The sequence below is a fragment of the Blautia sp. MSK.20.85 genome, from assembly GCF_013317245.1.
Taxonomy (GTDB): Bacteria; Bacillota; Clostridia; order Lachnospirales; family Lachnospiraceae; genus Blautia_A.
The window spans coordinates 81,490-96,586 of the sequence record NZ_JAAIUN010000004.1; the positions used below are offsets into that span (position 1 = coordinate 81,490).

14 protein-coding genes and 1 pseudogene are annotated in these 15,097 nt (G+C 43.2%); 14 read left to right on the forward strand and 1 reads right to left on the reverse strand.

Going from position 1 to position 15,097, the window contains the following annotated elements; all coding sequences use genetic code 11:
• Positions 1-15: 15 nt before the first annotated feature.
• The 4 genes from G5B12_RS03440 to G5B12_RS17790 are packed head-to-tail and all read left to right on the forward strand — an operon-like array spanning position 16 to position 5,841.
• Positions 16-1,686 carry an FHA domain-containing protein gene (locus G5B12_RS03440; RefSeq protein ID WP_174087746.1) on the forward strand — a complete coding sequence of 557 codons (1,671 nt, stop codon included), beginning with the start codon at positions 16-18 and terminating at the stop codon, positions 1,684-1,686.
• Positions 1,683-3,644, forward strand: coding sequence for a tetratricopeptide repeat protein (locus G5B12_RS03445; protein WP_174087747.1), 1,962 nt, complete (start codon positions 1,683-1,685; stop codon positions 3,642-3,644). The genes G5B12_RS03440 and G5B12_RS03445 overlap by 4 nt, the downstream gene beginning before the upstream one ends.
• A 21-nt stretch (positions 3,645-3,665) precedes the next feature.
• Positions 3,666-5,696 carry a serine/threonine-protein kinase gene (locus G5B12_RS03450; protein ID WP_174087748.1) on the forward strand — a complete coding sequence of 677 codons (2,031 nt, stop codon included), beginning with the start codon at positions 3,666-3,668 and terminating at the stop codon, positions 5,694-5,696.
• Positions 5,697-5,706: 10 nt separating this feature from the next.
• Complete coding sequence (locus G5B12_RS17790) at positions 5,707-5,841, forward strand: hypothetical protein (protein ID WP_021977327.1); 135 nt, start codon at positions 5,707-5,709, stop codon at positions 5,839-5,841.
• Between the two features lie 43 nt (positions 5,842-5,884).
• On the opposite strand, the gene G5B12_RS03455 is transcribed toward G5B12_RS17790, so the two are convergent.
• Positions 5,885-6,691 carry a hypothetical protein gene (locus G5B12_RS03455; protein ID WP_174087749.1) on the reverse strand — a complete coding sequence of 269 codons (807 nt, stop codon included), beginning with the start codon at positions 6,689-6,691 and terminating at the stop codon, positions 5,885-5,887.
• A 317-nt stretch (positions 6,692-7,008) separates the two neighbouring features.
• On the opposite strand from G5B12_RS03455, the gene G5B12_RS03460 reads away from it, so the two are divergent.
• The 10 genes and pseudogenes from G5B12_RS03460 (at position 7,009) to G5B12_RS03505 (ending at position 15,045) form a co-directional block, all read left to right on the forward strand.
• The gene (locus G5B12_RS03460; protein WP_118062351.1) at positions 7,009-7,404 is read left to right on the forward strand and encodes a hypothetical protein; all 396 of its coding nucleotides are present in this window, start codon (positions 7,009-7,011) and stop codon (positions 7,402-7,404) included.
• 93 nt (positions 7,405-7,497) lie between these two features.
• Positions 7,498-8,271 (forward strand): hypothetical protein, encoded by a 774-nt coding sequence (locus tag G5B12_RS03465; protein WP_021977330.1) that lies wholly within the window; start codon positions 7,498-7,500, stop codon positions 8,269-8,271.
• Positions 8,272-8,401: 130 nt separating this feature from the next.
• Positions 8,402-9,661: pseudogene (locus tag G5B12_RS03470) on the forward strand (endonuclease Q family protein); the annotation flags it as partial.
• Positions 9,662-9,675: 14 nt separating this feature from the next.
• Entirely contained in the window at positions 9,676-10,143 is a 468-nt protein-coding gene (locus G5B12_RS03475) for a metallophosphoesterase family protein (protein ID WP_021977332.1), read from the forward strand.
• Positions 10,144-10,390: 247 nt separating this feature from the next.
• Positions 10,391-10,753, forward strand: a complete 363-nt coding sequence (locus tag G5B12_RS03480) for a CidA/LrgA family protein (RefSeq protein WP_174087750.1) — start codon at positions 10,391-10,393, stop codon at positions 10,751-10,753.
• Positions 10,750-11,442 (forward strand): LrgB family protein, encoded by a 693-nt coding sequence (locus G5B12_RS03485; RefSeq protein ID WP_021977334.1) that lies wholly within the window; start codon positions 10,750-10,752, stop codon positions 11,440-11,442. The genes G5B12_RS03480 and G5B12_RS03485 overlap by 4 nt, the downstream gene beginning before the upstream one ends.
• 232 nt (positions 11,443-11,674) lie before the next feature.
• Positions 11,675-11,929 (forward strand): hypothetical protein, encoded by a 255-nt coding sequence (locus tag G5B12_RS03490; protein WP_021977335.1) that lies wholly within the window; start codon positions 11,675-11,677, stop codon positions 11,927-11,929.
• 15 nt (positions 11,930-11,944) lie between these two features.
• A complete protein-coding gene (locus tag G5B12_RS03495; RefSeq protein WP_021977336.1) occupies positions 11,945-12,931 on the forward strand; it encodes a helix-turn-helix transcriptional regulator in 987 nt (328 codons plus the stop codon).
• A gap of 261 nt (positions 12,932-13,192) precedes the next feature.
• Complete coding sequence (locus tag G5B12_RS03500; protein ID WP_021977337.1) at positions 13,193-14,197, forward strand: biotin--[acetyl-CoA-carboxylase] ligase; 1,005 nt, start codon at positions 13,193-13,195, stop codon at positions 14,195-14,197.
• A 182-nt stretch (positions 14,198-14,379) separates the two neighbouring features.
• On the forward strand, positions 14,380-15,045 hold the full coding sequence (locus G5B12_RS03505; RefSeq protein WP_118062399.1) for a F0F1 ATP synthase subunit A: 666 nt from the start codon (positions 14,380-14,382) through the stop codon (positions 15,043-15,045).
• Positions 15,046-15,097 lie beyond the last annotated feature (52 nt).

Sequence of the window (15,097 nt, forward strand, 5' to 3'; positions counted from 1 at the left end):
AAGGAGATAAAGAGTATGAATTTTGAGTATGATTTCAAAGACGGACACACAAGATTTTCCTACAGATCCAAGCCGGGAGAGGTCCTGGACGAAAAAACGTGGAGCATTTTGACACAGGGAACCGCAAATCAGTTTCTGTTGCCGGCAAATGCGAATCAGGATGGCAATGGTTTTATTTTTACATATGATATAGCCGGAACCATGAACATAATGGCATGGATGAGCGAAGCACCTCAGGAAAAGCAGATCGAAATTCAGCAGAAGGTGAATTATGTGCTTACTTTCTTTGAAGAACTGGGTGTTCCAAAGCAGGAAATCGTATCAGAGATGCAGAATATCTATGTGGATACACGAACAGAAGAAGTAAAGGTCGTTTGCATTCCGCTGAGATCAGAGTCCGGTGGATTTGGCGGCGGAGCAGACGGATTTAGTCATGAGCAGACCGGACAGACTGCCAATTATGATGAAGGTGGCCCACTGGTTCCTCCTACACCGGGTGGCGGTTTTGTAGATATGGATGGTGACGTTGAAGAAAAGAAACCGAAGAAAAAGAAGGCGTTGTTGAAGGGACTGTTCCATCGAATGGAGAAAAAACAGGAGGTACAGGAAGAAATTCCATTTCCACAGGAAATGCCACCAATGCCGCCGGAAATGCCACCACAGAGACCGGAGAATATCTGGGCGAATACTCCAAATGAGGGAGGCTGGGATAATCCGCCAGAAGAAAACAGAAAAACATATCCTTCACCAGGGGAAGGCTTCGGAGAGGACCCGGGAAGAGGTTATGAGCCAGATCCGGCGTCAGGTTTCGGAGAGACACCGGGAAGAGGTTATGAACCAGATCCGGCGCCAGGTTTCGGAGAGACATCGGGAAGAGGTTATGAACCAGATCTGGCGTCAGGTTTTGGAGAGGACCCGGGAAGAGGCTATGAGCCAGATCCGGCGCCAGGTTTTGGAGAGACACCGGGAAGAGGCTATGAGCCAGATCCGGCGCCAGGCTTCGGAGAAGCACCGGGAAGAGGTTATGAACCAGATCCGGCGTCAGGTTTCGGAGAGGACCCGGGAAGAGGTTATGAACCAGATCCGGCGTCAGGTTTTGGAGAGGACCCGGCAGGAGGTTATGAGCCAGATCCAACACCAGGTTTCTGGGACAAACCGGCAGGGGGCTATAACCCAGATCCAATGCCAGGGAATGACGGAGCTCAGGGAAGAGGCTACACTCCGAATCCAACGTCAGGTTTTGGCGAAGAACAGAGAAAAAGTTTTACTCCGAATCCGGGAACCGGTTTTGCATCAGACGATGATGACGGCAATGACGCAACTGTAATGCTGAGGGATGACGGAAGTGAAGCAACGATACTTCTGAAAGCAAGAGTTAAACCAAATGCTACATTGATCCGTTTGCATACACAGGAGAAGTTCCATATCACGACGGAGATCTGCAAGATCGGTAAGCGTGCACTTATGGTAGATATCTGCATCCGCAATAACCCGACCATCAGCAGGGAACACTGTGCGATCCATTTTGAAGAAGGTAAATATTACCTGGAAGATAAGGATTCCAGCAACTATACATACCTGAACGGAAACAGAGCAATGCCAGGCCAGAAACTGCTTCTCAATGACGGAGATCAGATCCGCCTGTCTGATGAAGAGTTTATTTTCCGAAAGGGGGATGTGAAATGAATCCAAACAATAATTCCGGAAAAAAATTATCACCGCAGATATTAGTTCCGATGATCGCAGGAATTGTCTGCGTACTCGTGATTCTGGCAGTTGTGATTTTTGTCACACCTAAAAAGGCAACTGCAAGCCAGTTACAGGAAAATCTGAACCTGGGCTCCAAATATCTGGATGCAGGAGAATACGACAAAGCAGAAGTTGCATTTAATGATGCTTTGAAGATTGATAAAAAATCCACAGATGCGACTCTGGGACTTGCAAAAGTATACAATGGAAAGAAACAGCCGGAAAAGGCACTGGATATGCTGAAAAAGACCGGCGAAAATATGAAAAATGTTTCCACATCTTCTGTGAAAAAGGATTCCGCTGCATGGAATTCCCGTGTAAACGATTATCAGAACGCTTTTGAAAATACAAAGAGCATTTTTAAAGAACAGGGAAAAACTTCTCAGGTAGAAGAGACTGAAAAAGAAGAACAGGATACAACAAAATATATCACTCTTATTATTAATATTATAAATCCAACGGCAACGCCAACGCCGACAACAGATCCGAATGAACTGGATGACGGAAGCAATAACAGTGCGGGTGGTGCAGGTCTGGATTCTGGAAAAGTTGGTGAAGTAACTGCGGCACCGCATCCTGGAGATCAGACTGATCCGACAAGTGCTCCAGATCGGGATAACACGGAATCAGAAGACGGGGCAGATCAGAACGCCGCGGATGATACGGATTCAACAGATGATGGAGATTCAACAGATGATACGGATTCCACGGATGCTTCTGATTATGCGGAAGATACAGAAAATCCATATGACAGTTCAGACTATCCGGAAGATCCGGATTCGGAAACATATGATAATCCGTCAGATGAAGCAGGAACAACAGAAGCGACCAATGAGGATGTATATGGTCAGGATGAACTCCCATCCGGAGGTTCAGAAGTTTCCAACGGAGAACAGGATGAGAACTCATACGACAATCCGGGTGAAGCCTCCAATGAAGATACAGATGATAATGCATATGAAGATCCAGCGGAAACTTCTGATGAAAACCAGGATGGAAATTACAGCGAACCGGATACAGAAACAGCTGATGATCCGGCAATACCGACACCTGGTCCGGCAGAGACTTATACGGAGACAACAGAGACCTCACAAACGGATGAGACAGGTACAGAGCAGACAGATAGCAATACCGCAGAAACTGCAGATGACGATGCTGTACTGGCTGCATATGTAGCACAGGTGGAAATCTCCAAATATACAGGAGGAAGCATTTCCTACACAGACAGTACCAGCATGGCATCTGTAAATGGCGTTCTTGCAACAGATCAGAGAGATTTTAACAGTGATGGAAGACCGGAACTTCTGGTGATTTCTATTTCCGGAGGAAAACTGCAGTTTGAACTTTACAGGGCAGAAAACGGAGAGGCACAGCAGATTGCCAGTGAATCAGCAGATCCGGGATTTGGTGATCCAGTCGAGGGAATCACATACAGCGGAACACAGGAATGCTTTGTAAAAGATAATGGAACTTCTGTTGATATCGGAATCGCAGGCTATTATTCCGGAATGAGCGGCGAAAATGCAATGCCGGAAGCAAGGCTGGCTATCGCCCTTTATACAGTTAACAGTGACGGAACAGTAAGCCAGACAGGAAATGCGGCACTGGTAAACGGCACACAGCTTTACCTGAATGGAACGACTCCACAGGAGGGCGGAAAGGATGCCTTTATCAGCGAGATTTCCAAAATGGGATTAAGCGGATCCTGGGTTGCTGAAAGCGCAGATATGTTAGCCGGAATGGATCTTCTCAATAATCCGATGCAGGATACAGCAGGAGTACCAAATCCGATCAATACCGGTCTTTCCGCAAAAGAAACAGGAGTCCAGGACCTGGCAGTGATCAATGTGGGAATGCAGCCAGGAAGCAGCAGCATGGATTTTAGCGTAAAATAAGATAAAAAGAGGTTTGAATATATGCCAATTCCACATACTTATCGGGTTATAGGTAAGATTGGAGCTGGAAACAGCGGTGAAATCTACAAGGCTTATCAGATAAACCTTGGAAAATATGTAGTACTGAAAAAAATAAAAACAGAGATCAAAGATTTTCTGAACAACAGAGCGGAAGTTGATGTACTGAAAAACCTCAGACATTCCTGTCTGCCTCAGGTTCTTGACTTTTTTGAGGCGGACGGGGATGTGTATACAGTTATGGATTTTATCCCGGGGAATTCATTTAAGGATTATCTGGATTCCGGAACTGTTTTTGAAGAGAAATCAGTCATTATCTGGGCAAAGCAGATAGCTGCAACACTGGGCTATCTGCACAGCCAGAAACCACCGATCATCCACAGTGACCTGAAACCTGGGAATATCATGCTGACACCGGAAGGAAATATCTGTCTGATAGATTTTAACATTTCTGCCACGCTGGATGGAGATACTGCCTGGGTAACCGGATATACCAATGGATATGCGGCTCCGGAACAGATCGAGGCACTGCATTACAACCAGAACGAACTGGACCATTCACTCTGGAAAACCATAGATGCCAGAGCGGATATTTACAGTCTGGGAGCAACTTTATACCACATCATGACCGGCAGGAAGCCGAAACCGGATGAAAACGGAAATGTCAGTGATATCAGGCTTACCGGCATAAAGATCAATGATATCTTTGCACATATTATCATGAAATGCCTGGAGCCGGACCCGAACAGGCGATATCAGAGTGCGGAAGAGCTTCTGAATGATCTGAAGAATATCCAGACAAAGGACAAGAGGTATAAAGATCTCTGCGCAAAACAGCACATGGCCTATGTTCTGGTTGCAGCTCTGATGATCGGAAGTGCAGCGCTGACGATCAGTGGATATTTCAAACGGGATGTTGGGAAACAGAAAAACTATGAATCTTATGTACGTCAGGAAGCGCAGTGTATCAGCTCCGGAGATTATCAGAATTTTGAAACATATTATGAAAAAGCCACGGATCTTATTCCGGACAGGCTGGATGCCTATTATCAGAAGGCGCTGGCGCTGAACAAGCAGCAGCAGTATGGTGACAGTATTGATTTTATCAATAAAGTGATCCTTTCCAATGATGCGATCCTGAAAAGCGGATCGTCTCTGAATGATATTTATTACCTTCTCGGAAATTCCTATGAGAGAATGGAAAATTATGAGAATGCGGCAGAATGCTACAAAAAAGCCATTGATATCAAGCCGGATAACAGTGCTTACTACAGAGATTATGCCATTGCGATGGCATACACCGGAAATATGGAGGAAGCGGAAAAAGCGCTGGAGACGGCACGTGAGAATGGCCTGGATTCCATAGATATTGATTATGTTGAAGGAGAAATCTCATATAATAATGGGGACTATTCCGGTGCAAAGGATATCTTTGCAGATTGTATCCAGAAAACAGATGACGATTATCTCCGAATGCGTGCCTACATTATGGAGTGCAAATGCATTGACGGGCAGGATGACGGTGTGAGCGGATCGGATGAAAAGATCCAGATTCTGGAGAAGGCCCGTAAAGAGCTTCCAAAAGAATACAATATCGGAATCCTTGAACAGCTGGCGCAGACATACAGTGATCTTGGAAATGATACCTCAGATATGTCCTATTATCAGGAGGCCGCGAAGGTTTTTGAGCAGATCCAGAGTCAGGGCATGGGAACTTATGATACAGATTATAATCTGTCTGTTTTATATCAGAATATGCAGCAGTACGATCAGGAGGAAACGGTACTGAACCAGATGCTGGAGAAGTATGGTGATAATTATAAGACCTATAAGGCGCTGGCATATCTGGAAGTTGCAAAGCAGTCTCAGGCTGATAATGAAGGCAGAGATTACACAAAATTCCAGGAATACTATCTGAAAGCAAAGGAACTTTATCAGTCACAGCCGGATAACAATGCCAATGATATGGAGATGGATAATCTTCAGGATCTGTACGAGCAGGCAGTAGCAAACGGCTGGTTGTCTGCATCATAAGGAGAAAGAAATGGAGATAGGAACGATCATGATGATCATAGGGATCATGGGAATTATAGCAGGCATGGTCCTTTTGTTTCTGCTTCCGGGGATTTTCAGAAAGCAGAGAAAAAAAATGATGGAAGAAATCGGAGAGGATTTATAAAAAAGAGGCGTGTGAAAAAAATTCACACGCCTTATTATATATTTTATTTTGTTCTGCTGAGACTGCTGGATTTTACATATCCGGCAGAACTGTAGGGGTTACCGTTTCCGATTCGGGTCATAGAACTGGTATCTTTCAGATTCAGACGATATCCGAAATAGCAGTTATGACTTAATTCTATTTTGAAATAATAGCCGTAACTGGTTTTGATGATCTCATCGATATCAAAAATCCAGTATGGTTCATTTTCGGAGTCGGAGAAATAATAATTTACTTCCTTTCCGGAGAAAACAACTTTATCTCCGTCTGGTGTGTACCAGATACCTTTGACCAGATTTAATGCTTTCTTATCTGTAGCAGAAGCCGGAATACTGGAAACACGTTTGCCATCTTTCAGACGGTAAATAACGGTTGCCTTATTGGCATCATAAGAACCGCAGCCGTGCCATGCAAAACGGTATGCGAATCGGATGTATCCATCCTTGTTGTAATCGCAGGTGCATTTGGTACTTACATAAAGTCTCATACTTCTTTTGTTTAATGTACCGTTCTTTTTGTAATCGTTGAATTCCTTAAAAAGTGTTTTTTTCAGAGAAAGATCATTGTTGTAGGAAGATTTTAAGGATTGGTTGATCCGTTTAACTGCAGTGCTGTTTCCTTTTAACTGTGGCAGCTCGTAGGAATATGTGGCACTGGAACTCTTATAGGTTTTCTTTTCCTGGATTTTTTTGATCGTATAAGTAGCTTTGGTGGCTGCCTGTACATTCTGTGTAGTTCCCACACCGGCTGTGATGCAGAACGCACACATGGCGATCAGAAATCCTGTAATTCTTTTTTTCCATATTCTCATTTTAGGGTCCTCCTTGTCTGACAGGTGGATAAGCTTATCCACTCTGGTTTCTATAGTATTTCAGAAGTTATGTTTATAAATTTATGTAAGACGGTTCCGGAGGAGAACAGTCTTTTAAGCGGTTGATTTTATTAAGGACTTCTTCCTGTGGATTTTCAAGAGTTCTCAATAAAAAAAATTTTTAAAAAATTTTTCATTTTTTTAAAACCTGCCGGTATTCTTAGTCGTCTGTATAGTGAAAGGAGGAAAGAGGACAGGTTTTAAGCGGAAAAATATACTTATTAAAAAAATAATATTTAACACAGGAGGAAAAGAATATGGATACTATGTCAGCAAAAAATTTCTTACAGAACACAGAGGTAAAATTTAAAGTAAAAATGATCGCAACGATCATACCTGCGGCAATTTTTCTTATTACGATTCTGATTGAAGGAATAACCGGAACGGGAATACAGATCATGCAGAATATTTATCTTATTTCAGGACTGATTTTGCTGGTAGCAACAGGCGCAGTTGTGAAACTTCTGAAGATTGCTTTAACTGCGTTCAAATGGGGATGGCTGCTCACACCGTTTACACTGTTTGATCTGGTGATCGCTGTGATCGCAGGTGGATTTGTCCTGGGAGTGGGACTTCTGTTCCCATTTGGCCCTATGGCACTGGATACCTGGGATCTTTATATGGAACGTCGCAATGCGAAAGCGTATCTGTGATTTTTTCAGGTTTTTGACTGGGTTATGAGCTTTACAGATGCAGAATGAAAAATTATAATATAAATATATGCAATATAAAAAGGAGGAAATGAAATGAAGAAAAAACTTTCAATCGCAGGTATGTTGTTAATGGTTTGTATGTTGTTCTGTATTTCGAAAACAACGTATGCAGCTAGCCGTACGATTACGACGAATAAGAGTTATGATGTGATTCTTGGGAATGAGACAAAGAATTATACGGTTATTGTTCCTAATTCAGGATATTTTTATTATACGGTTATACCAATTAAATATATTGAAAATGGTATTGAATCATCTTCCAGTTCCTGGTATTTGCCATCGACAAAAATGAAAGTTGGATATAAATTATACGAAGAACAATCTGTATATTATGGCAGACCGTTTACGTCCGCGGCATATTCTTTTAAAAAGGGAACTCGGGTTAATATTTCTTTAACTGACACAAATTCTTCTAACACATATGCTTATTATAGATTGAAAGTAATTACAAAAAATCCTGAAAATTTTGAAAAAGAAAATAACAATTCAAGAAACACCGCAACGAAGATTTTATGTAATAAGACGTATAGTGGCTTGAGCCAGCAGGATGATAAAGACTGGTGGTGTTTTACTGCTCCTAAAACCGGGAAATATAAATTTTACTGCGTTGAAATTAAGGACAATAAATATCAGACTGTAAAAGCGTATTATGGAGCCAGACTTATTTCAGCGACTACAATGAGAAGTAATCAGGGCTGGGCAACATTATACAGAGGAACCTTAAAAAAAGGTCAGAAAATTTATATACTATTAGATAATGGAAGTAAGAATGAGTTCTACAGATTAAAAGTAAAGCAAATAGGGTAGTTTTTGTGTATATCTGACTATTATTAATACAGGCGAAGAATACAATAGATTCTTTTGCCTGTATTTTTTGCCATTGAGAATAAACAGAAAAGAGGATGTACATATGAAACAGAGGAAATTATAATATAAGATGTACAAATGGCATACAGGAGGAAAAATTTTGAAGCAGATCGCAGATTTACACATACATTCCAGATATTCCATGGCGACAAGCAAGGACGGAACACCGGAGATGCTGGATCTCTGGGCACGGAAGAAAGGGATCACACTTCTTGGAACCGGAGATATGACACATCCTCTCTGGCGGCAGGAATTAAAGGATAAACTGATTCCTGCGGAACCGGGGCTTTTCCGGTTGAAAGATGAATTCGTTTTGCCAGAGGCGGCACATTATCCTGGAAAATCTCCCAGATTTGTATTGTCCGGAGAAATCAGTTCCATTTATAAAAAGGATGGAAAAACCAGGAAGGTGCACAGTCTGATCCTGCTCCCGGGATTTCGGGAAGCAGATGCTTTTGCCGCAAGGCTGGAAAAAATTGGGAATATCCATTCAGACGGACGCCCTATCCTGGGGCTGCCCTGTCGTGACCTTCTGGAAATTATGCTGGAGATCAGCGAGAAAGGCATGTATATCCCGGCACACATCTGGACACCACATTTTTCTCTGTTTGGGGCAAAATCCGGATTTGATACCATAGAAGAGTGCTTCGAGGAACTGACACCATATATTCATGCGCTGGAGACGGGATTATCTTCAGACCCGGTGATGAACTGGCAGATTTCCGCGCTGGACAGATATCAGCTGGTATCCCACTCGGATGCTCATTCACCTTCCAAACTGGGAAGAGAGGCAGACCTTCTGGATATCGAGCTTTCCTATCAGGGCCTGTTTAATGCAGTTCAGAAAGGAACTGGACTTGAAGGTACGATCGAATTTTTTCCGGAAGAGGGAAAGTATCATTATGACGGCCATCGAAAATGCGGCGTGTGTTTAAGCCCGCGTGAAGCAGAAAAATATAACGGCATCTGCCCGGTATGCGGAAAGAAGTTGACAATGGGCGTGGATCACAGGATCTTACAGCTTTCAGACAGGGATGAAGGTGCGGCTGCCATGCCGGAAAGCGGACGTCCTTACGAAAGTCTGGTGCCGTTGCCGGAAGTGATTTCTGCCTGCGTGGGATTTTCCACAGCAAGCAAAAAAGTGCAGGGCCGGTATGAAATGTTGCTTAAGAAACTTGGGGCAGAATTTTCCATATTAAGAGAGGTGCCACAGGAGGATATCAGGACAGTTGGAGGAGAGGCTCTGGCAGAAGGAATCCGGCGGCTGCGTGCAGGAGAAGTTGTGCGAAAACCTGGCTTTGACGGAGAATACGGAAAGATAGAATTATTCTGACGGAGGAAAATATGAAAGAAAAAATAGGTATTATCTCAGACACTCATGGCCTTCTCCGACCGGAGGTCCTGGAAATCTTAAAAGACTGTAAATACATTCTTCACGCCGGAGATGTAAATAAAGATGAAATCTTGAATGTGTTACGTTCCATGGGAAATCTTTACGTAGTACGTGGAAATAATGACAAAGACTGGGCAGAAAATCTCCGTATCAGTTTAAACTTTACAATTGGCGGGGTGAAATTTTTCATGGTCCACAACAAAAAAGACGTGACCTGGGATCTGGATGATACCCAGGTGGTGATCTTCGGACATACCCATAAATATTTTGAAAAGATCATTGATGATCGTCTGTGGCTTAATCCGGGAAGCTGCGGCAGAAGTCGCTTTGGAGGTGAAGTTACTATGGCCGTTATGACTGTTGAAGACGGACGGTATCAGGTAGAAAAAATCATTTTGACAGAGAATTCCGAAAAATGATCAGAACGTTATTTACAGATCCTTTTATGCAGAGATGTTTCCGGAAATTACTGGAATACGCTGATGTATAAAAGGATTTTTTGTATTTTATGGGATACAATCCTTGTAATTTAGGATTTGTAGCGTATAATTAGAAAACGTTTAAAACCAAAAGTGGTCTTACCACTTTTGAAATATTGCTTAAACGTATGTCAAAAAGCGGAATATGAATGTTCGCTTTACATGAATGAATCAGGAGGGATGCAGTATGAAGTACGTGCAGCAGTTCAGCATCATCCTGCTGATTTCCGTCATTGGAGAAGTCTTAAAAACCTTTCTTCCACTTCCGGTACCGGCCAGTGTTTATGGGCTGGTGATCATGCTGGTGGCACTGCTCACAGGCATCCTGAAGTTGGATCAGGTAAAAGGTGCGGCAGATTTTCTGGTTGAGATCATGCCGGTGATGTTTGTGCCGGCAGGTGCAGGACTGATCACAGCATGGAGTTCTCTGAAACCGATCTGTGTACCGGTTCTTATTATGACGTTTATCAGCACGGTAATTGTAATGGTCGTAACAGGAAAAGTGACACAGGGAGTGATCCGAATGGGAAAGAGAGGAACTGAAAAATGATGGAATTCATAAAAAACTCCGCATTTTTTGGAGCGATGATAAGTCTGATCGCCTACGAGATCGGACTTATCCTGAAAAAGAAATTCAAAATGGCGATTTTTAATCCTCTTTTGATTTCGATCATCTGTGTTATCGGTGTTCTTCTGATATTCCATATTGATTACAATGATTATAACGAAGGTGGCAAATATATCAGCTATCTTCTGACACCGGCAACCGTGTGCCTGGCAGTACCTCTTTATGAACAGATCCATCTGCTGAAAAAAAATCTCAAGGCAGTGGCAGCCGGGATTATTTCCGGAACACTGGCAGGCCTTTGCAGTATTCTGCTTATGTCCAAACTGTTTGGTTTTAACCATCAGGAATATGTCACCATGCTTCCGAAGTCCATCACAACAGCTATCGGAATGGGCGTTTCCGAAGAACTTGGCGGTATTGTGACGATTACAGTTGCTGTGATCATTATCACAGGAGTTCTTGGAAATATGATCGCTGAAGTTGTCTACAAGATCGCAAAGATAGAAGAGCCGATCGCAAGAGGCCTTGGCCTTGGAACTTCAGCCCATGCCATCGGAACGGCCAAAGCTATGGAGCTTGGTCCTGTAGAAGGTGCCATGAGCAGTCTTGCCATTGCAGTAGCCGGTCTGCTTACGGTTGTAGGTGCATCGGTATTTGCCGGAATGATGTAATCCTGCTTCCATAGAAAAAAAGTGTATGAAAGGTCTGCTGTTATCGGCAGACTTTTTTTCTTACCACGAAATCGAACATATTTTTGTACAAAATAAACAAATGTTCGAAAAAGACACATTCATACCGTTTTATCGGACTTATAATGCGCTATAATACCAACATACAGAAAATATGTTTGGAAAATATGTTCGGTAGATTGTAAATGGGCATATAACAGGGAGGATGGATCTTATGTGGAATACAGAGAACAGCAGGAAGGTTGCACTGGCAGAAGGAAGATACATGGAGACAGAGCACAGACACACCGGGAAGCAGAAGCTTTCTTCTGGAATGGCTATGATCCTGGGAGCGCTTCTGACAATAGAGATCATGATCGGTGGAGCGATGATCCTTAATTTTGATTTTAAGGGAGCGGATATCATTGCTGTTGTACTTGCATTCATGGTATTATACTTTGCAGTGGTTGCCTCACTGACAGATAAATAGAACGGAGGAGTCGGAATGCCCAGGGTTTTTAACCAGAAAATAAAAATTTTATATCTGATGCGCGTTTTTCTGGAACGGACAGATGAAGAACATCCCATGTCTGTGAAGGAACTGATCATCTATCTGAACAGTCTGGGAATCAGCGCAGAGCGCAAAACTGTATACGATGATATCGAAACATTACGGAATTTTGGAATGGACATTCTGAATCGCAGAGAGCAGCCGGCAGGCTTTTATGTGGCCAGCCGGAAATTTGAACTTCCTGAACTGAAACTTCTGGTTGATGCAGTACAGTCGTCCAGATTTATTACCAGTGGGAAATCCCGTCAGCTGATCGGGAAGCTGGAGAGTCTTGCAAGTGTCCATGAGGCCAGACAGCTGCGGCGCCAGGTTTTTGTACAGAATCGGGTGCGAACCATGAATGAGAGTGTGTATTACAGTATTGATGAGATTCAGAGAGCGCTTACCGAGGACAGGCAGATCTCATTTCAGTATTGTGAATGGACAGTGGAGAAGGAGCTGCGGCTGAAGAAGAACGGAGAACGGTATCGTGTCAGTCCCTGGGGACTTGTGTGGCAGAATGAGAATTATTATCTGGTCGCCTGTGATGAGAAGTGTGGCAGAGTGAAGCACTACCGGGTGGACAAGATTATGCAGATCCGGCTTGAAGAGGCAGCCCGCAGCGGCAGGGAACTTTTTGAGAATTATGATGCGGGAGAGCTGACATCCAGAACCTTCGGGATGTTTGGCGGAAAAGAGGAAACCATATGTCTGGAAGCGCATAACCGTCTGGTCGGAGTTGTACTGGACCGGTTTGGCAGGGACATTATGATTCAGAGGAAGGATCATGAACATTTCAAAACGCTGGTTCGTGTCAACGTCAGCGATCAGTTTTTTGGCTGGATAGCCAGTCTTGGCCCGGATGCGGTAATTGCATCACCCGATGATGTACGCGACAGGTACCGGGAATTTCTTGAGAAGAGTCTTTCTAATTACAAATGATAAATATATGATAAAGAAAATCTGCATATAACAGAGATTCAGGAAAATTTGCTCCTGAATCTACAGGTTTTCTACAGAAATAATTCCCAAAAAAGTTAATGAGAACAGATAAAAATGAGAAAAATTATATAATAAACATATCTGAAATATAAAAATAATATAGACAGCATATGTAAAAAAGATAATAGACATCGCGATGTTTAAGTGCTATAATGCTTTCGTCTCTTGGAAGGGAACAAATTTTGCCATTTCAGGCAGATTATGGACGGTGAAGATATGACTGTAAAAGCAAGAATGCTGAAGCTTCTGGAGCAGCACGAGAATGAGCTGATATCCGGAGAAGCGGCGGCAGCAGAACTGAACTGCACAAGAGCAGCCATCTGGAAAGCTGTGAAATCCCTTCGGGAAGAGGGATATACCATAGAAGCGGGACCAAACAAAGGCTATGTGCTCCGGGGTGGCAGCCGTTTATCGGAAGAAGGAATACGGCTTTACCTCGATCATCCGGATGTACCTGTAAAAATATACAGGGAACTGGATTCCACAAACCGTGCAGCCAAGGAGGCTGCATTTTCAGGAGAAGCAGGTCATGGCGCACTGATACTGGCGCGCAGACAGAAAAGCGGAAGGGGCCGCAGAGGCAGAAGTTTTTATTCCCCTGAAAATGCAGGACTTTATATGAGTATCGTTCTAAGACCGGACCGGACTCTGAAGGAAGGACTCCTGATCACTACGGCGGCGGCAACTGCAGTGTACCGTGCAGTGAAGAAAATCTGCGGGATTGATCTGGGGATTAAGTGGGTCAATGACCTGTATCTTCACGACAGGAAAGTGTGTGGAATACTGACTGAGGCTGTTACAGACTTTGAAAGTGGAAACATTGAGTTTGCGGTTGTTGGAATCGGATTGAATCTGTATGTACCGGAAGAGGGATTTCCAGAAGACATACAGGAAACGGCGGGTGCATTGTTTGGAAGCAGGAAGGATGCAGAACATGTAAACTGCAGTATTCTTGTGGCGGAGATTGCCAATCAGCTTCTTATGGAAGTGGAAACTCCGGGACTTTCCAGAGAATATACAGAAAATAATATCATTCCTGGAAATATGATTGTGATCGCAGACGGAGCGCGTACAAGGGAAGCATATGCCGAGGCGATAGCATCGGATGGAAGGCTTCTTGTAAGAGAACAGGATGGTTCAGAGACCTTGCTTTCCTATGGGGAAGTTTCCGTACGCAGGAAGCCGGATAAGGATCAGTCAAAATAAATTGTTTATTTTGTATAAAAAAAAAATTCTTTTTTGTGCAAAACGGGCAAAAATAATATTGACATTCTGGAAATGCGGAGTAAAATAAAGTCAACTACAAGGCGTGGTCATACCAATTGGCAAATGCAGTGATCACAGCCAGGAGAAAAGGAGGGAGAAAAACGGGAGATTTATCAAGTACACTGGCAGAAGAACTGAACAGTAAGACGGCTTTTACCATTCCGGTATTTGGTGGAATACCTATCGCGGAATGTGTGGTAGTCACATGGGTCATTATGGCGGTTCTTGTGGTTCTGTCACTGATTCTGGTTCGAAATCTCAGTGTGGAAAATCCGGGTAAGAAGCAGCTGCTTCTGGAATCCGGAGTAAGTTTTCTTCAGGATTTCTTCATGGGTATCCTTGGAGAAGAAGGCAAACAGTATGTGCCTTATTTGATGTCAACCGTAATTTACATCGGAATAGCCAACATCGCAGGCGTGTTTGGTTTTACACCACCAACGAAGGACATGAACGTAACCATTGCGCTGGCATTGATGAGCATTATTCTGATCGAATATGCAGGCTTTCATAAGAAGGGACTGAAAGGTTTCCTGAAAAGCTTTGCGGAGCCGGTTCCGATCATGCTTCCAATCAATATTCTGGAAATCGCGATCAGACCTACATCTCTCTGCATGCGGTTGTTTGGTAATGTTCTGGGAAGTTTCGTAGTCATGAAGCTGCTGGAGTTTGTTTGTCCGGCCATTCTTCCCATACCATTCAGTCTGTATTTTGATTTCTTCGACGGATTCATACAGGCATATGTATTTGTATTCTTAACATCCTTGTTTATCAAGGAAGCAATTGAGTAATGAAGCAGAGTATCTGCTTGATTCAAAAATGAAAAAAATTGTATTTTACAGG